Annotated in this window: 21 protein-coding genes; 11 read left to right on the forward strand and 10 right to left on the reverse strand. The window is 69.6% G+C overall.

What is annotated here, in order from left to right:
* Window positions 1–16: 16 nt before the first annotated feature.
* The 3 genes from HEP73_RS07770 to HEP73_RS07780 form a co-directional block, all read right to left on the reverse strand.
* Window positions 17–964, reverse strand: coding sequence for a DMT family transporter (locus tag HEP73_RS07770; protein ID WP_185822751.1), 948 nt, complete (start codon window positions 962–964; stop codon window positions 17–19).
* Between the two features lie 80 nt (window positions 965–1,044).
* Window positions 1,045–2,010: a 2-keto-3-deoxygluconate transporter gene (gene kdgT, locus HEP73_RS07775; RefSeq protein WP_185822752.1), complete on the reverse strand. Its 966-nt coding sequence runs from the start codon at window positions 2,008–2,010 to the stop codon at window positions 1,045–1,047.
* Between the two features lie 204 nt (window positions 2,011–2,214).
* Window positions 2,215–3,045, reverse strand: a complete 831-nt coding sequence (locus tag HEP73_RS07780) for a DUF72 domain-containing protein (protein ID WP_185822753.1) — start codon at window positions 3,043–3,045, stop codon at window positions 2,215–2,217.
* Between the two features lie 134 nt (window positions 3,046–3,179).
* Here HEP73_RS07780 and rraA point away from each other — a divergent pair, with 134 nt between their 5' ends.
* Window positions 3,180–3,662, forward strand: a complete 483-nt coding sequence (gene rraA / locus HEP73_RS07785) for a ribonuclease E activity regulator RraA (protein WP_185822754.1) — start codon at window positions 3,180–3,182, stop codon at window positions 3,660–3,662.
* A 110-nt stretch (window positions 3,663–3,772) separates the two neighbouring features.
* On the opposite strand, the gene HEP73_RS07790 is transcribed toward rraA, so the two are convergent.
* Complete coding sequence (locus HEP73_RS07790) at window positions 3,773–4,174, reverse strand: YciI family protein (RefSeq protein WP_185822755.1); 402 nt, start codon at window positions 4,172–4,174, stop codon at window positions 3,773–3,775.
* Window positions 4,175–4,351: 177 nt separating this feature from the next.
* On the opposite strand from HEP73_RS07790, the gene HEP73_RS07795 reads away from it, so the two are divergent.
* The 6 genes from HEP73_RS07795 to HEP73_RS07820 all read left to right on the forward strand — a co-directional run bounded on the left by HEP73_RS07795 (window position 4,352) and on the right by HEP73_RS07820 (window position 9,232).
* Window positions 4,352–4,768, forward strand: coding sequence for a YciI family protein (locus tag HEP73_RS07795; RefSeq protein WP_185822756.1), 417 nt, complete (start codon window positions 4,352–4,354; stop codon window positions 4,766–4,768).
* Between the two features lie 36 nt (window positions 4,769–4,804).
* The gene (locus HEP73_RS07800; protein WP_185822757.1) at window positions 4,805–5,227 is read left to right on the forward strand and encodes a VOC family protein; all 423 of its coding nucleotides are present in this window, start codon (window positions 4,805–4,807) and stop codon (window positions 5,225–5,227) included.
* 42 nt (window positions 5,228–5,269) lie between these two features.
* Window positions 5,270–5,677: a VOC family protein gene (locus HEP73_RS07805; RefSeq protein WP_185822758.1), complete on the forward strand. Its 408-nt coding sequence runs from the start codon at window positions 5,270–5,272 to the stop codon at window positions 5,675–5,677.
* A 55-nt stretch (window positions 5,678–5,732) separates the two neighbouring features.
* Complete coding sequence (locus HEP73_RS07810; RefSeq protein WP_255423713.1) at window positions 5,733–6,986, forward strand: RNA polymerase sigma factor; 1,254 nt, start codon at window positions 5,733–5,735, stop codon at window positions 6,984–6,986.
* A 231-nt stretch (window positions 6,987–7,217) separates the two neighbouring features.
* Entirely contained in the window at window positions 7,218–8,825 is a 1,608-nt protein-coding gene (locus tag HEP73_RS07815; RefSeq protein WP_185822759.1) for a serine hydrolase, read from the forward strand.
* An 8-nt stretch (window positions 8,826–8,833) separates the two neighbouring features.
* Window positions 8,834–9,232 carry a VOC family protein gene (locus HEP73_RS07820; RefSeq protein WP_255423714.1) on the forward strand — a complete coding sequence of 133 codons (399 nt, stop codon included), beginning with the start codon at window positions 8,834–8,836 and terminating at the stop codon, window positions 9,230–9,232.
* A gap of 357 nt (window positions 9,233–9,589) precedes the next feature.
* Here HEP73_RS07820 and HEP73_RS07825 read toward each other — a convergent pair whose 3' ends face one another.
* Entirely contained in the window at window positions 9,590–10,012 is a 423-nt protein-coding gene (locus HEP73_RS07825; RefSeq protein WP_185822760.1) for a rhodanese-like domain-containing protein, read from the reverse strand.
* A gap of 112 nt (window positions 10,013–10,124) precedes the next feature.
* On the opposite strand from HEP73_RS07825, the gene HEP73_RS07830 reads away from it, so the two are divergent.
* Both HEP73_RS07830 and HEP73_RS07835 read left to right on the forward strand, forming a co-directional pair.
* Entirely contained in the window at window positions 10,125–11,066 is a 942-nt protein-coding gene (locus HEP73_RS07830; RefSeq protein ID WP_255423715.1) for a helix-turn-helix domain-containing protein, read from the forward strand.
* 100 nt (window positions 11,067–11,166) lie between these two features.
* Complete coding sequence (locus HEP73_RS07835; RefSeq protein WP_185822762.1) at window positions 11,167–12,996, forward strand: ABC transporter ATP-binding protein; 1,830 nt, start codon at window positions 11,167–11,169, stop codon at window positions 12,994–12,996.
* A 195-nt stretch (window positions 12,997–13,191) separates the two neighbouring features.
* Here the strand turns inward: HEP73_RS07835 and HEP73_RS07840 are convergent, their stop codons facing one another.
* Window positions 13,192–15,009 carry a DUF885 domain-containing protein gene (locus HEP73_RS07840; protein ID WP_185822763.1) on the reverse strand — a complete coding sequence of 606 codons (1,818 nt, stop codon included), beginning with the start codon at window positions 15,007–15,009 and terminating at the stop codon, window positions 13,192–13,194.
* A gap of 104 nt (window positions 15,010–15,113) precedes the next feature.
* On the opposite strand from HEP73_RS07840, the gene HEP73_RS07845 reads away from it, so the two are divergent.
* Entirely contained in the window at window positions 15,114–15,470 is a 357-nt protein-coding gene (locus HEP73_RS07845; RefSeq protein WP_185822764.1) for a GFA family protein, read from the forward strand.
* Window positions 15,471–15,631: 161 nt separating this feature from the next.
* Window positions 15,632–16,390: a DUF4349 domain-containing protein gene (locus HEP73_RS07850; RefSeq protein WP_185822765.1), complete on the forward strand. Its 759-nt coding sequence runs from the start codon at window positions 15,632–15,634 to the stop codon at window positions 16,388–16,390.
* Between the two features lie 112 nt (window positions 16,391–16,502).
* Here the strand turns inward: HEP73_RS07850 and HEP73_RS07855 are convergent, their stop codons facing one another.
* The 4 genes from HEP73_RS07855 to HEP73_RS07870 form a co-directional block, all read right to left on the reverse strand.
* Window positions 16,503–16,796: a hypothetical protein gene (locus HEP73_RS07855; protein ID WP_184410501.1), complete on the reverse strand. Its 294-nt coding sequence runs from the start codon at window positions 16,794–16,796 to the stop codon at window positions 16,503–16,505.
* A gap of 66 nt (window positions 16,797–16,862) precedes the next feature.
* Window positions 16,863–18,314, reverse strand: a complete 1,452-nt coding sequence (locus HEP73_RS07860) for a DUF2867 domain-containing protein (protein WP_185822766.1) — start codon at window positions 18,312–18,314, stop codon at window positions 16,863–16,865.
* A 32-nt stretch (window positions 18,315–18,346) separates the two neighbouring features.
* On the reverse strand, window positions 18,347–18,661 hold the full coding sequence (locus HEP73_RS07865; RefSeq protein ID WP_145707662.1) for a metalloregulator ArsR/SmtB family transcription factor: 315 nt from the start codon (window positions 18,659–18,661) through the stop codon (window positions 18,347–18,349).
* Window positions 18,662–18,870: 209 nt separating this feature from the next.
* Window positions 18,871–19,812, reverse strand: coding sequence for a LysR substrate-binding domain-containing protein (locus HEP73_RS07870; RefSeq protein ID WP_185815897.1), 942 nt, complete (start codon window positions 19,810–19,812; stop codon window positions 18,871–18,873).
* Between the last annotated feature and the right edge of the window lie 68 nt (window positions 19,813–19,880).

Below are 19,880 nucleotides of genomic sequence, written 5' to 3' on the forward strand. Positions count from 1 at the left end.
CGCGCCGGCCGCGGCTTCACTCCAGCGCGTTCTTCGCTTCGGAGGTCGCCAGCAGTTCCGGGTGCCGCACCGGCTTGCCGCGGGTCAGCAGCGGATGCAGGAACACCGCGCCCAGGATCACCGCCACGCCCAGGTAGAACAGCGCGGTGAGTTCCTTCTGCTCGTCCAGCAGCAGGATCGCGAACACGATCGCGTAGACCGGCTCCAGGTTGGTCACCAACTGCACCGCGTAGGCGCTGAGCCGGCGCAGCGCGACCAGCGCCAGGGCGAACGGCAGCAGCGTGCACAGCAGCGCCAGGGCGAGCAGCAGCAGGGTGTCGTGCAGGCTCGGCAGCACCAGCAACGGGCCGCTCAGCGCCGGCAGCACGAACGGCAGCAGCGGCGCCAGCAGGGTCAGGGTCAGGGTGCCGGCGCCCAGTTCCAGCGCGGTCACGGTCAGCGGGTCGGCATGATCGACCAGGCGCTTGTTGAGCGAGCCGAACGCGGCGACGAACAGCGCCGAGACCGCACCGACCACGACGCCGGCGCGCATCCCGTCGGGTACGCCACCGACCACCAGCGCCACGCCCGGCAGCACCGCCAGGCCGAACACCAATTCGCTGGGACGGAACGGGCGCTTGGCCACCCACGGTTCGATCACCGCGGTGAACACCGGCGCCAGTGCGATGCAGGTCGCCGCCACCGAGGCGTTGGCCAGCTTGATCGCGCCGTAGAAGGTCAACCAGTGCAGGCCGACCAGCGCGCCGATCACGGCGTAGCCGAGCGCCAGCTTCGGGGTCAGCGCGGCCAGCCCGCGCCACACCCTCGGCAGCAGCGCCAGCGCCGCTACCACCATCAGCATCCGCCACCACACCAGCGGCAGCGCCGGCAGCGTGATCAGCTTGCCGAGGATCGCGGTGATCCCCCACAGCAGCACGCAGAAGTGGATTTGCAGTTGGGCTTTGGTCGTGGGGTGCAGGGGCATGCGCCTATTGTCGCGTAAACCGGCGGCGAGGCGGACGGCGTTGTCGCGGCAGATCCTGCAATCGCCTCGCCGGTGCCGCGTCAGTTGCCGGGCGGCGTGCGCGTGGCCCGCGCACGCGCGTGCAGCGCGGTCAGCAGCGGCACCAGCAGTGAGGTCACGATCACCGAGGTCGCCACCAGCGCGGTGGCGGCCGGGGCCGCCGCACGGAACTGCGGCGCCATCGCCGCGATCAGCGCGGGCGTCGCCACCGCGGCGCCGGCAGTGCTGGACGCGGCGATGCCGGCGCTGCCGCTGCCGCCGCCGAGCAGCCGATCGGCGAACAGCAGTGGGATCCCGGTGACGACGACCACCAGCACCCCGAGCAGCACGCCGGGCACGCCGGCGCTGGCGATCACATGCAGATCCAGCGTATTGCCCAGCGCGAAGGCGAAGAACGGGATCAGCGCGGGCACCGCCGCGGCGAACAACGCGCGCAGCTGCGGATCCAGGTTGCCGAGCGCGAACCCCACCAGCAGCGGCAACACCGCGCCGAGGAACAGGCGCGGCTCGAACACCGCGATGCCGGCGCTGCCGAGGATCAGCATGGTCATCAACGGGCCCGATTCCAGCGACATCAGCACCACCGCACCGGCTTCGCCGGGCTTGCCGTACTGCTGCATGAGCGAGGCGAACAGCCCGCCGTTGGTCATGTCCATCGCCGCGACCAGGGCCAGCACCGAGACGCCTTGCCAGCAGCCCTGCGCGATCCCCGCCGGCGGCAGCACCCGCGCCGCGAGCACCGCCACCAGCCAGGCCACGCCGAGCTTGGTCAGCAGCAGCACGCCCGACTGGCGCAGGATGCGGCCGCTGGCGCGCAGTTGGATCGAGGCGCCCATGCACAGGAACCACACTGCCAGGATCGGCACCACGCCGCCGATCAGGCCCTGGCTGAACGAGCCGAGGAAGGCGCCGGCCTGCGGCCATGCGCTATGGCAGGCGGCGCCGAGCAGCAGCGGCACCAGCATCATGCCGCCTGGAATGCGTTCGAGCGTGTGCTTGATCTGCATCGGGATTGGAATATCCACTCGGGAAAAAGGCGCATCCGGCGCCGGCCTGCGCCGGTGTCGTTCTGCGCTCCCGCTTGTACTGCAACTGCATTGCGCACAGGGTGTCGCGGCGCAGTGCCGTCTGTGCTGGGTTCAGTCGCGCGTCGCAGCCGCACCGTGCGCTCGGTCGCCTGTGCCGGTGGTCGCTCGTGCCGCTGCCGTTGCTCAGCGCTTGCCGAGTTCGGCCAGCAGTGCCATCGCCGCGGCCGGATTGCGTTCCTTGGCCGCGCTGATGAAATAGACAAACACCTCGCGCGGCTTGGCCTCGGCGGTCGGCGCGTCGGCATGCGGCAGCGCGTCCGGATCCTCGCCGCGGCGCCAGGCCTGCGCCTGCGCCGCCCAGGCGCGCAATTCCTTGGGCGCATAGCCGTGCGCCAGCTCGGCGCGGCTGCGCATCAGCCGCGCGTAGACGAAGTCGGCGCTGAGATCGGCGAAAGAGGGAAAGTCGGGCGAATCGGTGAACACCGTGGCCACGCCGTGGCGACGCACCAGCTCCAGCAGGCGCGGGCCGACGCAGGCCGGGTCGCGCACTTCCAGCACATGTCGAAGGTGGCGGCCGTTCGCCTGCTTCGGCAGCAGCTCCAGGAACGCGCCCAGCTCGTCGAGCTCGAGCGTGCGGCCGTGCTCGAACTGCCAGACCAGCGGGCCGAGCTTGTCGCCGAGCGTGGCGATGCCGCCGACGAAGTCCTCGATCTGCGCGCCGGCCGCAGCCAGCTTGCGCATGCCGGTGATGCGCTTGGGCGCCTTGGCCGAGAACAGGAAATCGGCCGGCGCCTCGTCGCGCCAGCGCGCATAGGTGTCCGGCTTCTGCGTGCCGTAGTAGGTGCCGTTGATCTCGATGCTGGTGACGTGGCGGCTGGCGTATTCCAGCTCGCGGCGCTGCACCAGTCCCTGCGGGTAGAACATGCCGCCGCGCCATGGCGCATAGGTCCAGCCGCCGATGCCGACGCGGATGCCGTCCGGCGCGGCCGGGGCGGAGTCGAAGAGATCGTTCATGGCAGTGCACGCCGGCGCGGACAGGGAGGCGAATTGTGCCGCAGCCCGCGCCTGTGTCGCGTGCATGGCCGCTGCGGCTGCCGCCGCGTTGGTGTCGCGCTACCATCCAGGTGCCGCCTACTGCCGGACCGACCATGACCTGGACCACGCCCGATCTGTGCGACGACCATCCCGAGGTGCAGGTCGCCGAACCGCTGTTCCACAGCTATGGCGGCCACGCCGCGTTCTGTGGGCAGATCGTCACCGTGCGCTGCTTCGAGGACAACTCGCGGGTGCGCGAACTGGCGGCCACACCCGGTGCCGGCCGCGTCATCGTCGTCGATGGGCACGGCTCGCTGCGCTGTGCGCTGCTCGGCGACCAGATTGCCGAGAACGCGGTGCGCAACGGGTGGGCCGGGCTGTTGATCCACGGTGGCGTGCGCGACGTGGAGGCGTTGGCGGCGCTGCCGCTGGGCGTGCAGGCGCTGGCCGCATGCCCGCGCAAGACCGAAAAACGCGGCCTCGGGGAAGTCGATGTGCCGCTGCAGTTCGCCGGCGTGGCGTTCGTGCCCGGACACTGGCTATACGCCGATCGCAATGGCGTGCTGGTCGCCGCGCAGGCGCTGCTCGCGGCGTGAGCGTGTCTTCTCGGCAGGACTGACGCCCTGCCTAGCGGCTGCGCCACGAGCGCGACACCTGCGTCACGGCGGTACTCCCCGGCAGCCCGCGCCTGGCGGACGCGGCACGGCTATGCAGCGGAGATCCGGCTCGCTGACGTCGCGCCGACCCGCGCGCGTTCGGCGTCCATGTCGGCTAGCGGCCGCACCTCGATGCTGCCGAAGCGCGACCACGGGAAGTGCTTGGCGATGCGTACCGCCTCGTCGTGGTCGCGCGCATTGATCAGGTTGAAGCCGGCGAGCAGTTCGCGGGTCTCGGCGAACGGGCCGTCGGTGATGCGTAGCTGGCCCTGGCGCGAGCGCAGGGTGCGGGCGCTGGCCACCGGCTGCAGTTGCTGCGCCAGCACCAGGGTGCCGTCGGCCTGCAGCGCATCGGCATGCTGCAGGCAATCGCGCATCAGGCTGTCGTATTCCTCGGCGGGCAGGGCCTGCAGCAAGGACTCGTCGATGTAGATCAGCAGCAGGAATTGCATGGGGCGAGCGGCCGGCGGCAACGGGAGGCCCATGATCGCTCAGCGCGCTGCGGCCGTGTGTTGCGGCGCCGCATCCAACGCCTCGAAATTTCTTTTGCGCAGGCCTGTCGATTTCCGTCTTCCCCCGGCGTCGTACCCAATGCACGGCCCGCCAGCGGCCGCACCCGGGAGGACACGATGAAAGTGATGGTATTGGTCAAGGCGAGCGCCGACTCCGAGGCCGGGCGCCTGCCCAGCGAGGATGAGTGGCGGGCGATGGGCGCCTACAACGACCAGTTGGCCGAGGCCGGGATCCTGCTCGCCGCCGAAGGCCTGCAGCCCAGTTCGCGCGGCCGCCGCGTGCGTTTCGAATCGCAGCGGCGGCAGGCGCTCGACGGCCCGTTCGCCGCGACGGGCGACTTGGTGGCCGGATTTTGGCTATGGCAGGTGCGCTCGCTGGACGAGGCCACCGAGTGGCTCAAGCGCGCCCCGTTCGAGGCCGGCACCGAGGTCGAACTGCGCCCCTTGATGGACCTGCAGGAACTGGGCGACGCCCTTCCTCCCGATCTGCTGCAGGCCCGACAGCGCCGCCTGCGCGCGTGCAATCCCGACTGAGCCACACACCTACCACCACCGCATGGAGAGATCCCGATGAAACTGATTCCGTTCCTGAGCTTCGACGGCAGCACCCACGAGGCGATGGCGTTCTACGCGCAGGCCCTGGGCGGCAGCGTCGTGTCGGAAATGACCTATCGCGACATGCCGCCCAGCGACAACATGGAGGGCTGCGGCGAGATGCCGCCGGACACGCTGGACCAGGTCGCGCACAGCCAGCTCGAAGCCGGCGGCGCGGTGCTGATGGCCGCCGACAGCCACGCCGCGCAGGGCGCCGGCACCACCACCATCAACGTCGAGGTGGATTCGGTGGAGGAGGCCGAACGGGTGTTCGCCGCGCTGAGCGCCGGCGGCCAGGTCGGCATGCCGCTGGCCGAGACGTTCTGGGCGCAGCGCTGGGGCATGCTGGTCGATCGTTACGGCAAGCCGTGGATGGTCAACTGCATGAAACAGCCGTGATTCCCGCGCCTTCCTGCCTCCCTTCGCTCGAGAAACGCCGCCATGTCCGATGCGCCGCAGATGATCTTCGTCAACCTCCCGGTCCGCGATCTGGAGGCCTCCAAGGCCTTCTTCGCGGCGCTGGGCTACGCCTTCAATCCGACCTTCACCGACCAGAATGCGGCCTGCATGATCGTCAGCGACAGCATCTTCGTGATGCTGCTGACCGAGCCGTTCTTCGCCGGTTTCACCAGCAAGCCGATCAGCGATGCGCGTGTGCGCACCGAGGTCATCACCGCGTTGTCGGCGCCCACTCGCGCGGCGGTCGATGCGTTGCTGGAGAAAGCGCTGGCGGCCGGCGCGCGCGAGCCGCAAGCGCCGCGCGACTACGGTTTCATGTACCAGCGCGGCTTCGAGGATCCCGATGGCCATCTGTGGGAGATAGCGCACATGAGCGGCGCGCCGGGCTGAGCGCGGTTGCCGCCGCGGCTTGTGCCACGGCGCATCCGGTGCTCTGATTCCGCGCATGGAGACCACGTTCGCGCAACGCCTGGAGACGGTCTGGCGCATGGAGGCGCCGGGCCTGATCGCGCGCCTGTCGCGGCTGCTCGGCGGCGACGTCGGCCGTGCCGAGGAACTGGTCCAGGACACCTGGCTGGCCGCGCTGGAGCGCTGGCCCGCGCAGGGCATTCCCGACAACCCCGGAGCGTGGCTGATGACCACCGCCCGCAATCGCGCCATCGACGTGCTGCGCCAGCACCAGCGCATCGCCGGCCAGCACGCGCAGTGGGGCGAGGCGCTGCAGCCGCAGGCGTTGCCCGCGCCGGACGACAGCGACGCGCTGCAGGACGATATCGGCGACGACCTGCTGCGGTTGATGTTCGTGGCCTGCCATCCGCTGCTGCCGGCCGACGCGCGGGTGGCGCTGACCCTGCGCCTGCTCGGCGGCTTGAGCACCGATGAGATCGCGCGCGCGTTCCTGCTGCCGGAGCCGACCATCGCCCAGCGCATCGTCCGTGCCAAGCGCACCCTGGCGCAGAAGCAGGTGCCGTTCGAAGTGCCGCGGCAGGCGGCGTTGCCGCAGCGGCTGGCCTCGGTGCTGGAGGTGATCTACCTGGTGTTCAACGAAGGCTACGCGGCCAGCGCCGGCGACGACTGGATGCGTCCGGCCCTGTGCGAGGAGGCGCTGCGGCTGGGCCGGGTGCTGGCGCATCGGTTGCCGGCGTGGCCGCAGGTGCATGGGCTGCTGGCGCTGATGGAATTGCAGGCCTCGCGCAGCGCTGCGCGGGTGCGCGCCGACGGCAGCCCGGTGCTGTTGCCCGAGCAGGACCGGGCGCGCTGGGACTGGCTGCAGATCGCGCGCGGCCAGGACGCGCTGCGGCGCGCGCAGGCGCTGGGCGGCGACGACGACGCCTACGTGTTGCAGGCGGCCATCGCCGAATGCCATGCCTGCGCGCGGCGCGCCGAGGACACCGATTGGACGCGGCTGGCGGCGCTGTACGCGCGGCTGGCGCAGCTGCATCCCTCGCCGGTGGTGGAACTCAACCGCGCGGTCGCGGTGGCGCGCGCCGAGGGCGCGGCTGCGGCCTGGGCCTTGCTGCAGCCCTTGCGCGAGGATCCGCGGCTGCGCGACTACGCGCCGCTGGCCGCGGCCTACGGCGATGTGCTGCAGCGCCTGGGCCGCACCGATGAGGCGCGCGCGGCCTTCGCGCAGGCCGCTGCGCTCAGCGCCAACGCGCGCGAGCGGCAGGCGCTGCTGGCGCGGGCGGCGGCGCTGTAGCGCGGCACTGCCGCGCATGCCGCCGGCTGTCCTACACTCGGTACTGCGCTGGTGCGGGGTGGGGCGGCGCATGCGGCATCGCTGCGGTGCTAACGATGTCTCGCCTCGCTGCCGGATCGCGCTGCGGTTTGACGGCCGGCGTGTTGGCCGATGCCGCATGCGCCGCGCACGTATGCCGCGGTAAGGCGCCGGCTTGGTTCTTTTTCGGTTTTTCTGCGAGGAGCGATGGATTTGAAGACGATGTCGATGGGCTGCGGCCTGTTGTTGGCGATGACCGCCACCGCGCAGGCGCAGGCGCCCGCTCCGGTGGACGCCGCACTGCCACCGGCGCTGCAGGACCTGGACGCGCGGGTCGAGCGCGTGCGCAAACAGTTCGACGTGCCCGGCATCGCCATCGCCATCTTCAAGGACGGGCAGGTGGTGCTGGAGCGCGGCTACGGCGTGCGCGAACTCGGCAAGCCCGAGCCGGTGGACGCGCAGACCCTGTTCGCGATCGCCTCCAACACCAAGGCGTTCACCGCTGCGTCGCTGTCGATCCTGGCCGACGAGGGCAAGCTGAAACTCGACGACCGGGTGATCGAGCACCTGCCGTGGTTCCAGATGGCCGATCCCTACGTGACCCGCGAGATGCGCGTGCGCGACCTGCTCAGCCACCGCAGCGGACTGAGCCTGGGCGCCGGCGACCTGCTGTTCTGGCCGGCGACCAGCTACAGCAACGAGGAAGTGGTGCGGCGCCTGGCGCAGGTGCCGCTGAAGGGCGGCTTCCGCGACCGCTATGCCTACGACAACATCCTCTACGCGGTGGCGCAGAAGGTGATCGAGCAGGTCTCCGGGCAGTCCTACGCCGAGTTCGTGCGCCAGCGCATCTTCGTGCCGGTGGGCATGAGCGGCGCGCGCATCAACAGCGATTACCTGCAGCCCGGAGACCGCGCCGCGGTCGGCCATGCCAAGTTCGATTTCCGCGACCTGCGCCCGGTGCCGCCGCTGACCTGGTCGAACAATTCCGGCGCCGGCGGCATCTACGCCAGCGTGCACGACATGGCCAAGTGGATGCAGGTGCAGCTCGACGGCGGTCGCCTGCCGTCGGCCGATGGCCAGGAGCGGCGCCTGTTCAGCGCGCAGCGGCAGCAGGAGATGTGGCAGGTGATCACCCCGATCGGCATCGCCGAGCCGAGCGTGCCGCAACTGCTGCCGGCCAAGCCGAACTTCGCCGGCTACGGCGAGGGCTGGAGCCTGAGCGATTACCGCGGGCACAAGCTGGTCTGGCACACCGGCGGCTGGCCGGGCATGGTGTCGCGGCTGACCCTGTTGCCGGAACAGAAACTGGGCGTGATCGTGCTGACCAATCAGGAAGTGGGCGCGGCGTTCAACGCGCTGACCCTGCAGGTGCTCGATGCCTACCTGGGCGCGCCGGCGACCGACTGGACCGCCGCCTATGCCGCCGCGGTGGCCAAGGCCGATGCGAAGGCCGACGAGGACTGGAGCAAGCACCAGGCTGCGCGCGATTCCAAATCCAAACCGTCGCTGCCGCTGGCCGGTTACGCCGGCAGCTATCGCGATCCGTGGTACGGCGAGGTGGCGATCGTGCAGCGCGGCAAGCAGTTGGAACTGCGCTTCAGCAAGACCGCGCAGCTGGTCGGCACGCTGGAGCACTGGCAGCACGACACCTTCATCGTGCGCTGGCGCGACCGCTCGCTCAATGCCGATGCCTTCGTCAATTTCGCGCTGACCCCGGACGGCAAGGTGCGCGAGGTGCGCATGGAAGCGATCTCGCCGCTGACCGATTTCAGCTTCGATTTCCAGGATCTGCTGCTGACCCCGGTGGCCGCCGCATCGTGAGCGCGGCCATGCCGATGCTTTCGCACGTGCATCTGGGGGTGAACGACTTCCCGGCCGCGTTCGCGTTTTACGCGCCGCTGCTGCAGGCGCTAGGGTTGCAGCTGAAATTCCGCGACGACGCGCGCGGCTGGGCCGGCTGGACCGCGGCGGACGCGCCGCGGCCGCTGCTGCTGATCGGCCGTGCCTTCGACGGCCAGCCGGCGACCCAGGGCAACGGCCAGATGCTCGCGCTGCAGGCGGCGAGCCGGGCGCTGGTGGATCGATGCCATGCGCTTGCGCTGTCTCAAGGCGCGCGCTGCGAAGGTGCGCCCGCGCTGCGCGCGCACTACCACCCGGACTATTACGGCGCGTATTTCCGAGACCTGGACGGCAACAAACTGTGCGTTTGCTGCCATGGCGCGGAATGAGCGCAGTGGTTGCCGCGATGCTGTTGGCCGCTGTCCGGTTTAGTGCGCCGCGTAGGAAACAGGCCCGATCGCAAGGCCATCTGTAGGAGCGGCTTCAGCCGCGACATGGAAGCCGGAAGACACCCGGCTTCGGCAGCAGTCGGGACTGAAGTCCCTCCCCACAAGAAGCACGTTCGGACGCGCGGTTGCCCTTCGACATGCGCAGCTTTTCTGTAGGAGCGGCTTCAGCCGCGACACCGAAGCCGGAAGGAACCCGGCTTCGACAACAGTCGGGACTGAAGTCCCTCCTACAAAAAGCCATGTCGCGGCAGCACCGTTCCCAAATTTACTCGCGCAGCGGCAAGCCGCCGCGACCGATCATCCGATGTCGGCACCGGCACCACTATCACCGCGCACCAGCGCAAAACCCTCGTCCAGCCAACCGGTGACGCCGCCGATCATCAGCTTCACCGGGCGTTGCAGCGCCGCCAGGCGCACGGCTGCCTTGTCGGCGCCGTTGCAATGCGGGCCGGCGCAATACACCACGAACAGGGTGTCGGCCGGATAGGCGGACAGCTTGCCCTGCACGATCTTGGCGTGCGGCAGGTTGATCGCGCCGGGCAGGTGGCCTTGCGCATACAGCGCTGGGGAACGGACGTCGAGCAGGACGAAGCCGGCATCGGCGCCGGACAGCGCGGCGTGCACGTCCCAGCAATCGGTTTCCAGCGAGCGCTTGGCGGCGAAATGGCGCAGCGCGTCGGCGCTGGAGGCGGCAGGTGTCTGCAGCACGGGATTGTGCATGGGGATGTCCTCGGCATGGGAATGGCCAGTGTGCCGCCGACGCCGCGACGACTACACTGGCAGGATGGACGAACAGCGGTCATTTCCTGCCAAGGCGAAAGCGCCGCCCTACGTGGTCGCATTGGCCTATCCGAATCTGTGCCTGTTCGAGTTCGGCATCGCCGCCGAGCTGTTCGGCCTGCAGCGGCCGGAACTGGACATGCCGTGGTACCGCTTCGGCGTGGCGATGACCGCGCGCAAGGTGCACAGCGGCATCGGCGGGCTGCGGGTCGCCGCCGACGGCGGACTGGAACTGCTGCGCAAGGCGCATACGATCGTGGTGCCGGGCTGGAGCGGGCCGGCGGTGTTGCCCGGTGCCGCCCTGAAGGCGGCCCTGTGCGCCGCGCATGCCCGCGGCGCGCGGCTGCTGTCGATCTGCTCGGGCGCGTTCCTGCTCGGCCATTGCGGGCTGCTCGACGGGCGCAGGGCGACCACGCATTGGCGCTACGCGCAGCAGTTCCGGGACTGCTTTCCCGCCAGCACCCTGGTCTGCGATGCGCTGTACGTGGAAGACGGCCGCATCGTGACCTCGGCCGGCAGCGCCGCCGGCATCGATGCCGGCCTGCATCTGATCCGCAGCGACTTCGGCACCGCGGTGGCCAACCGCGTGGCGCAGCGCCTGGTGATGCTGCCGCACCGCGAGGGCGGGCAACGCCAGTTCGTCGCCAGCCCGGTCGCCGCGCCGCGCAGCCATCCGTTCGACGGCGTGTTCGACTGGGCACGGCAGCAGTTGCACACCGGCATCGGCGCCTCGGACCTGGCCCGTACGGCGGCGATGAGCGAGCGCAATTTCTACCGCCGGTTCAAGGCGGCGATCGGTACCACTCCGGCGCATTGGCTGCAGCAGGAGCGGGTGCGCGCGGCGAAAGCCTTGCTCGAGGACGGACGGCTGGATCTGGAGCGGGTGGCCGCGGCCTGCGGCTTCGAGACGCTGGAGGCGTTCCGCGCCGCGTTCCGGCGCCATGTGGGCGTGGCGCCGTCGGTGTACCGCAGCGGCTTCGGGCCGTTCGCCTGAGGCCGAAACGCCTGCGCGATCCGCGCCGCCCGGCGCGAACGCACACGGCGAGGACACCGGCATCGGCTACGCTGCGCGTCTTGCAAGAGGATGGTCCGCAATGTTCCGCTGGTTCGAGTCGCTGATTCCCGTATTCCCCGAGATCGACCCGCGCACGCCGCCGCGCGGCGTGTGGCGCTTCTACGCGTTCTACCTGCGCCCGGTATGGCCGGTGTTCGCCGCCACGCTGGTGGCGGGGCTGCTGCTGGCGCTGGTCGAAGTGGCGATGTTCGATTTCCTCGCCCGCATCGTCGATCTGGTCGCGGAGGCGCCGGGGCCGGATTTCTTCGCGCGTCACCGCGACGAACTGCTGTGGATGGCCGCCATCACCCTGATCGCGCGGCCGCTGCTGACCGGGCTGCACAACCTGCTGGTCAACCAGGCGATCATGCCCGGGCTGAGCAACCGCACGCGCTGGCTGATGCACAACTACGTGGTGCGGCAGAGCCTGAATTTCTTCCAGAACGATTTCGCCGGACGCATCGCCAACCGGGTCATGCAGACCGGCACTTCGCTGCGCGAATCGGCGGTGCAGATGGTCGATGCGCTGTGGTACATCCTGGTCTACACCGGCACCGCGCTGTACCTGTTCGCGCAGGCCGACGTGCGGCTGATGGTGCCGTTGCTGGCCTGGCTGGTCGCCTACACGGCGCTGATGGCGTACTTCGTGCCGCGCATGCAGCAGCGCGCGTGGATCGCCTCGGAGGCGCGTTCCAAGGCGATGGGCCGCATCGTCGACGGCTACACCAACATCGCCACGCTGAAGCTGTTCGCGCATGCCAAGCGCGAGGAGGCTTACGTGCGCGAGTCGATCCAGGAGCTGGCGGTCAAGCACCGCGGGCAGACCCGGATGACCACCGCCATGGATTTCTCGATCGCGGCGTTGAACGGCTGCCTGATCGTCGGCACCTGCGCATTGGCGATGTGGCTGTGGAGCCAGGGCCGGATCAGCGTCGGCGCGATCACCCTGGCCACCGGGCTGGTGATCCGCATCCACAACATGTCCGGCTGGATCATGTGGGTGGTCAACGGCATCTTCGAGGACATCGGCACCGTGCAGGACGGCATGGAGAGCGTGGCCCAGCCAATCCAGGTGCAGGACCGCGCCGATGCGCAGGCGCTGCAGGTCAGCCGCGGCGAGGTGCGTTTCGAGCACATCCATTTCCACTACGGCAAGCGCGGCGGGGTCATCGCCGGGCTCGACCTGCAGGTGCGCCCGGGCGAGAAGATCGGCCTGGTGGGGCCGTCGGGTGCCGGCAAATCGACCCTGGTCAATGTGTTGCTGCGGCTGTACGACCTGGAAAGCGGGCGTATCCTGATCGACGGCCAGGACATCGCCACGGTGACCCAGGAAAGCCTGCGTGGGCAGATCGGCCTGGTCACCCAGGACACCTCGCTGCTGCACCGCTCGATCCGCGACAACCTGCTGTACGGCCGTCCCGACGCCAGCGAGGCGCAACTGCTGGCGGCGGTGCGCAAGGCGCGCGCCGACGGCTTCATCGACGCGCTGCGCGACGGCGAAGGCCGCAGCGGATATGAGGCGCACGTTGGCGAGCGCGGGGTCAAGCTGTCCGGCGGCCAGCGCCAGCGCATCGCCATTGCCCGCGTACTGCTGAAGGACGCGCCGATCCTGGTGCTGGATGAAGCCACCTCGGCGCTGGACTCGGAAGTGGAGGCGGCGATCCAGGACAGCCTGGACGAATTGATGGCGGGCAAGACGGTGATCGCGATCGCGCACCGGCTCTCGACCATCGCGCGCATGGACCGGCTGGTGGTCATGGACCAGGGCGCGATTGTCGAAACCGGCACCCACGCCGAACTGGTCGCGCACGGCGGCCTGTACGCACGGCTGTGGGCGCGGCAGACCGGCGGTTTCGTCGGAGCGCGCTAGCGCATTCGCGCTAACGCCCCACAGTTTGCTACGCAAACCGTGGGCCCCGGCTCACCATCTTCCAGATCCCCCGCGCCTGTCGGCGCGCCCCCCTTGACTCAAGGGGGGCTTTTCTCCAGTTGGATCGCGTGAGGTCATCGGGCGCGAGGGACCGCTTCTACGAATCCCCACTCCCGAATCCCCAATCCCGGCTTCTCACTGAATCGGTTCGTCCAGCATCAGCTCACGCACGAAACGCACGGGCGGCGCGCCGTAGGACAGCACCTGGTCGTGGTAGGCCTTCAGGTCGAAGGTGTCGCCGAGCTTGGCCTGCATCGCCTTGCGCAGGTCCAGGTGTTCCTGCACGCCGACGAAGTAGGTTGGCAGTTGCGCCGAGGTCAGTTGCGCGCGCACCCACTTGCCTTCGGCTTCGCTCTGCTGCTGGAAGGTGTCGTGCACCATCAGCCGCATGGCCTGTTCCTTGCTCCAGTTGTCTACGTGCACGCCTTGGTCCAGCAGTGCGTTGGCCAGGGTGCGCAGGTAGAACTTCAGCTGCACCAGGTGGAACAGCGGATCGTTGTCCAGGTAGCCCTGCTCCTGCATCATCCGCTCGGTGTATACCGCCCAGCCTTCGGCGAAGGTGCCGGAACGCAGCACGCCGCGCAGGGTCGAGGGGAACTTGGCCGAGTGCCAGCCTTCCACGTAATGGCCGGGCACGCCTTCGTGGATGCTCAGCAGGTGGATCATGCGGCCGTTGTATTCGCGCAGGAACGACTCGGCCTGCTGCGCGCTCCAGTCGTCGGGAATCGGCGACACCGCGTAGAAGGTCTTCAGGTTCTTGTCCAGCGGGCCGGGCGAGTCGCAGTACGCCACCGCCACGCCGCGCTGGAACTCGGGCATCAGGATGATGTCCACCGGCGCGTCGGGCAGGGTCAGCAGATCCTTGGCGCGGACGAATTCGGTGGAAGAGGCCAGCGACGCCTTGGCGTCCTCGACCACCTTGTCGCGCGCCGGGTGCTGCGCGTAGGCCAGTTCCAGCGCCGCCTCGATCGCGGCCTGCTGCTGCGCGTCGCTCGGTGCATCGACCAGCGCCGGCGCATTCGGGCGGTCCTTGAGCACGGTGCGGGCGATGCCGTACATCTCCTCGCGCACGCGCTTGAGCTCGGCCTCGGCGCGCTGTTTGATCTCGGCGCGCGACAGCGAGGAATTGAGCGCGAATTTCAGCTTCTGGTCGTATTTCTCGGCGCCGATGCGGAAATCGCCCTTGGCGTTGGGCACCAGGGTCTTGTCCAGCCAGGTCTGCTGTTCGGCCACCGCCTTCTTCAGCCCGTCGATCGCCGCCTGCAGGCGCTGCGCATCGGCGTCCGGCAGTTCCTTCACGTGCGGCGCGATGAAGGTATCGACGATGCTGAGGATGCCCTGGTTCTGCTTGGCAACGGTCTGCGCGTTGATCTGCGGCACCCGCGCCGGGTCCAGGTTGGCGCGCGCCTGCGCGAACAGCGCCGGGATCTTCTCCATGCGCGCGGTGGCGGACTTCAGCCGCTCCGGCAGTGGCGCGAATTCGCGCGCCATCAAGCCGTAGATCGCGCCGCCGGCCAGGCCGTTGTAGACCTGCGGATCCCAGGCCCAGCTCTGCGACACTTCGCTGCTCCAGATGTCCGACTGCAACTGGTTGCGCAGGATCGCCGCATCCACCTGGTTCTCGCGCGAGAGCTTGGCCACCTGCAGCTTGTCCAGATCCGCCAGCAACTGCTTGCTCGCGTCCAGGCTCTTCTGCCGGCCGGCGGCGCTGAGATCGTCCAGCTCGCTGTCGTAGCGGTGATCGCCGGTCTGGGTGGCGCCGACCGGGGACAGCTGCATCCAGGTGTCCACCGCGCGCTTGGACAGCGCGGCGAAGGCGGCGTCGGCGGCCGGGTCGGCGGCATCGGCGGTCGCGCCGGGCGTGGCGGTGGATGGCGCACTCGGCGCGTCGGCGGGTTTCTGGCAGCCGGCGAGGGCGGCGAGCAAGGCGGCAGCGAGCAGGTGCTTGCGCATCGGGTTTCCTGTGGTGGGTCGATTCCCAAGCATAGGCGGCCGCGGCGGCGCGCGCACCTGCCGTTGGATTATTCTGGCGCTTGTTCTTGGACGGGAGCGCAGGGATGAACTACACGGGCAGTTGCCATTGCGGGCGCATTGCATTCGAACTGGAAACCGAGGCGCCGATCGCCGAGGTCTACGACTGCAACTGCTCCATGTGCCGCCGTCGCGGCGGGCTGCTGTGGTTCGGCGCGCGCACGTCGTTGTCGCTGCGCAGCGCGCCGCAGGTCTTGGGCACGTATCGGTTCAATCGCCAGCACATCGACCATCACCATTGCCCGGACTGCGGCATCGCGCCGTTCAGCGAAGGCACCCATCCCAAGACCGGCGAGGCGACGGTGGCGGTCAACGTGCGCTGCCTGCCCGAGCTGGACCTGCGCGCGTTGCAGGTGCACAGCGTCGACGGAGCGAGCCTGTGAGGGCGCGCTCGCGGTACTGGTGGCTAGCTACCATGTTATGGGAGCGACTTCAGTCGCGACGGGCTGTACCGGGAAGGCCTGGCGCGACTGATGGCCTGTGGCCACCCGGAGTCGCTCCCGCAAGAAGCAGCATCGGCATCGTCTGTGCGCCCTTGGTGCTGATGCTGGCACTCGCCGCCTGCTCCAAGCACAGCGCCGAAAGCGCGGCCGAGGCGCCTGCCGCCGCGCCGACCGCAGCGCCGACCGTGGATGGACGCGCGGCGATGCTGGCGTACGAACACGAGGTGAGCGTGCAACTGCCGGCGACGCAGATCGAGGCGCGGCTGAAGCAGGCGCAGGACAGCTGCCTGAGCGGGCGCTTCGGCGCCTGCAACGTGCTGTCGATGCAGCAGCGCGGCGGCGAGTATCCGCAGGCCACGCTGAGCGTGCGCATCGTGCCGGCGGGGGTGGAGCCGCTGATCGCGCAGGCCGGCAACGGCGGCGAGATCGGCAGCCGCAGCACCCATGCCGAGGACCTGGCGCAGGCGGTGCAGGACAACGCCGCGCTGCAGCAGCGCCTGCAGGCCGAGCAGCGCCGTCTGCAGGAATTCCAGCAGCGCCGCGACCTCAGCGTCGCCGACATGATCAGCCTGTCGGAGAAGATGGCCGAACTCGACACGCAACTGCTGTCGGTCAGCCAGGAAGCGGCACAGCATCGCCGGCGCATCGAGACGCAACAGCTGACCCTGCAGTTCGCCACGCCCGACGGCGAACGCAGCCGCAGCGAGATCGGCGAAGCCTTCGCCGACACCGGCTCGATCTTCGCCTCCGCCACCGCCTGGGCGATCCGTGCGATCGCGGCGCTTACGCCGTTCGTGCTGCTCGGCGCGGTGCTCTGGTGGCTGATCGCCTGGCTGCGCCGGCGACGCAGGCGCGTTTAGGAAGCTGACGCTAAGGTGCCACTTGTAGGAGCGGCTTCAGCCGCGACAGGCTCTACCGGTGGAGCCTGTCGCGGCTGAAGCCGCTCCTACACAGTCAGTGTTTCGGCAGGCGCTAGCCTTCGTCCTGCTCGAACTCCACGATCACTTCCAGGTCGAAGGCCAGCGCCTCCACCGCTTCGCGCACCTTCTGCGCGGTGGCGAGGTTGCCTGCCTCGATCTCGACTTCGTGGGTGCCTGGACCCTGGTCGTCGGGCAGTCCGGCCGAGCTGGAATCGTCGTCGTCCATATGGCTCATCAGATCGTCGATTTCCTCGACGTGCTCGATGCCTTCCAGGCTGCCGAGCAGGTTGATGATGGCGCGGGCGTCGTCTTCGCTGCCGGTGATGCGGATACGGAGCTGGGGCATGCGTCTTCCTCTGGGTAGGGGAAGGCAAGGCTAGGCAGGCGCCGGCTAAGACGAAGTGATGACGGCTCAGCGCGGCTGCGACGCGGCGCTGCCGAGCGCGGCCTCGTCCACCGTGCTCTCGTCGAACACCGGGGCCAGCAGCGCCTCGGCCGCGGCGCGCAGCATCGCCGGGGCGATGTAGTGGCGATGGCCGCGCGCGATCAGCGCCATGTACAGGCGGCCGAACCAGTTGCGGCAGGCCACGCGCGTGTCCAGGCTCAGTTCCACGCTGCCGTCCTCGGCGACGTCCACGCCCACGCAGCTGCGGAACACCAGGTGCCGGTCGTCGGCGCCGAGCAGCACCTGCGCGCGTCGGTCGTGCGCGGCGTGCGCCTGGTCCAGCACCGGGAAGCGGCCGGCGAACAGGCGCTCGCGCTGCGGCGACAACAGCGAGGACACCGGACACCCCAGCGGCGAGGTGCGCAGCCGCAGCGGCGCGACCAGCGCGTTGCGGATCCGCATCAGCCAGGTCACGCCGAGCGGCCGACGCTGCATGAAGCCTTCCAGCAGCGTCGCCATCAACGCGTGCGCGCCGCGCTGGCGCAGCTGATGCGGCTGCAGGCGCAGGCGCACGCTGTCCTGGTGGTCGTGCGCCTGCAGTGCGTCCCACAGCAGCGAGCCGGGCACCGGCTGCGGTAGCGAGCGCACGGCCGCCAGGCGCGGCGCCAACGCGACGAAGCCGGGCGGATGCCGCCATGCGCCCAGCGCCTGGCGCAGGCGCCCGCTGCGCGCGCGCAGGTCCGCGCACCAGGCCAGCCGCCGGCTGCCGGGCGAAGCGGACAGCGACAGGCGCACGGTCGGCACCTGCATCGCCTGCGCCTGCGGCGACGCCAGCAGCGCGCTCACCGCGGGCGGCAGCACCTCGGTCAGCGTGGCGATGTCGGCGGTGCCGGCCATGACCCGTTCGCGCACTTCCGCGCTCAGGTCGCCGCCAGCCTCGTCGCTGTGGCAGGACAGCGCGAAGAACGCCGGATGCGCCGCGTGCGCGCGCAGCGGCGCGAACTGGTGCCAGGTGCCGCCGCCGAAGCGCACGGTGAACAGGCAGTCGGCCGGCAGGTCGACGTGGCGCAACGCGGCCAGGAAATGCTGCGGATCCTGTTCGAGTTGCGCCATCGATGCGGTGCAGAAGCGCAGCTGCGCGCCGCCGCTGCCGGTGATCGCGGTGAACATGCGATGCCCGGCGTGGCGATGGAAGGGATGTCCGTTCGCGCCGACCGCGAAGGAGAACAGCGACGTCGATTCGCCATTGGCGAAATCGGTGTCGGCCAGCCGTGCCGACGGTTCGTCCAGCGCATCGTGGAAGCTCGGGTGCGCGCGCTGGCGCACGCAGGCCTGGGCGATCAACGGATCGCCGGCGCCGGCGCCGAGCTGCGCGATCAGGGTCACTTCCACCGGCAGCCCGCCGCTGTACGAGGCCAGACGCACGGAGGGAAAACCTGCCTGTGCGGCAGCGGTTTCGCGGAGCGGAGCGGTGGACATCGGCGGATTCCTTTTGGCCGGGGCGGGACGGGTCAGGCGTTCTTCTTCGCCAGCTTGCGCGCTTCGCGCTTGAGCGGGCCGGCAGTGGGGCAGACCTCGAAGGCGAAGCCGCTGAGCGTGTTGACCAGGTTGTCGGGGGTCAGCCGGTACACCACGAACTGGCCGCGGCGCTCGCTCGACACCAGCCCGGCCGCTTCCAGCACCGACAGGTGCCGCGAGATCGCCGGCGCGCTCATCGCGAAGCGCTGCCCGATCTGCCCGGCGGTGAGTTCCTGCGCCGACAGGTAGGCCAGGATCTCGCGGCGCGGGCGGGAGGCGAGGGCTTCGAAGACGCGGTCGATGGACATCAGGGATTAGATAATTAACGAATTAGCTAATTAATGACGTATCGATGGCGGGGTGTCAAGCGTCCTGTGGGAACGGTCCCGATTCTCGGGCGATTGCTTTTTTGTAGGAGCGGCTTCAGCCGCGACAGGCGTTACCGATAGATCCTGTCGCGGCTGAAGCCGCTCCTACAAGAGCGTGCGGTCAAGAGCGGGCGGCTAGACGCGAACGGCTAGCTCGCCCTCGGCGGCAATCCGAGCAGTTCCGCCGGCAGCGCCGGCATCGGCGTGCGTTCGTCCAGCGCCTCGCGCTTGAGCCAGTCGATGAACTGACTGGCCGCCGGGCTGGGCAGGCGGTGGCTGGGATGCACGATGTAGTAGGAATAGCGCGCCTTCAGCGCCGGGCCGGGCAGGCGCACCAGTTCGTAGCGTTGCAGGTACGGCTGGGCGATGTGCTTGCGCGCCAGCACCGCGCCGACGCCATACACCGCCGCGCGCATCGCATCGGTGCTGTCGTTGAAGGTGTGCATCGGCGGCAGTTCCACGCCGCGCACCGCGGCGGCCCGGAACCAGTCGCGCCAGCCCTGCGGCGACATGTCGGTGAGCAGCGGCAGCTGCGCGATCTGCTCGGGGCGGCGCAGCGTGGCCAGCTGCGGCAGCGCCGGCGAGGCCACCGGAAAGAGTTCGTCGTCCATCAGATGGTGCGAGGTCAGGCCGGGCCACGCGCCCTGGCCGTAGCGGATGCCCAGATCCGGTCCGCCGTCCTCGAAGCGCGAGAACGCCGCGTCGGTCTGGATGTCCAGGCGTACGTGCGGATGCGCCTGGCAGAAGCGCGGCAGCCGCGGCAGCAGCCAGCAGTAGGACAGCGAGCGCAAGGTGGTGATGCGCAGCGGCGCGGTGTCGGCCTGCGGGTGCAGGTTGCCGGCCACCGCAGCGATGTCGGCCAGCGCCGCGCTGGCCGCGTCGGCCAATTGCCGGCCCTCGGCGGTCAGCTTGACCCCGCGCGCATGGCGCTGGAACAGGGCCGCGCCGAGCAGCGCTTCCAGCTTGCGCACATGGTGGCTGACCGCGCTGGCGGTGAGGTGCAGTTCCTCCGCCGCATGGGCGAAATTCTGGTGGCGTGCGGCGACGGCGAACACGCCGAGCGCAGGCAGCAGGGCAGGACGCAGTTGCATGGTGGGACACGCGGCAGATTTGTGGCTCGCGACGATACTACGCGCTTGTGGGCGTTGCGACGGAGCGC

Origin of the sequence: Xanthomonas sp. GW (assembly GCF_014236815.1) — a bacterium.
In the GTDB taxonomy this organism is placed as follows: Bacteria; Pseudomonadota; Gammaproteobacteria; order Xanthomonadales; family Xanthomonadaceae; genus Xanthomonas_A.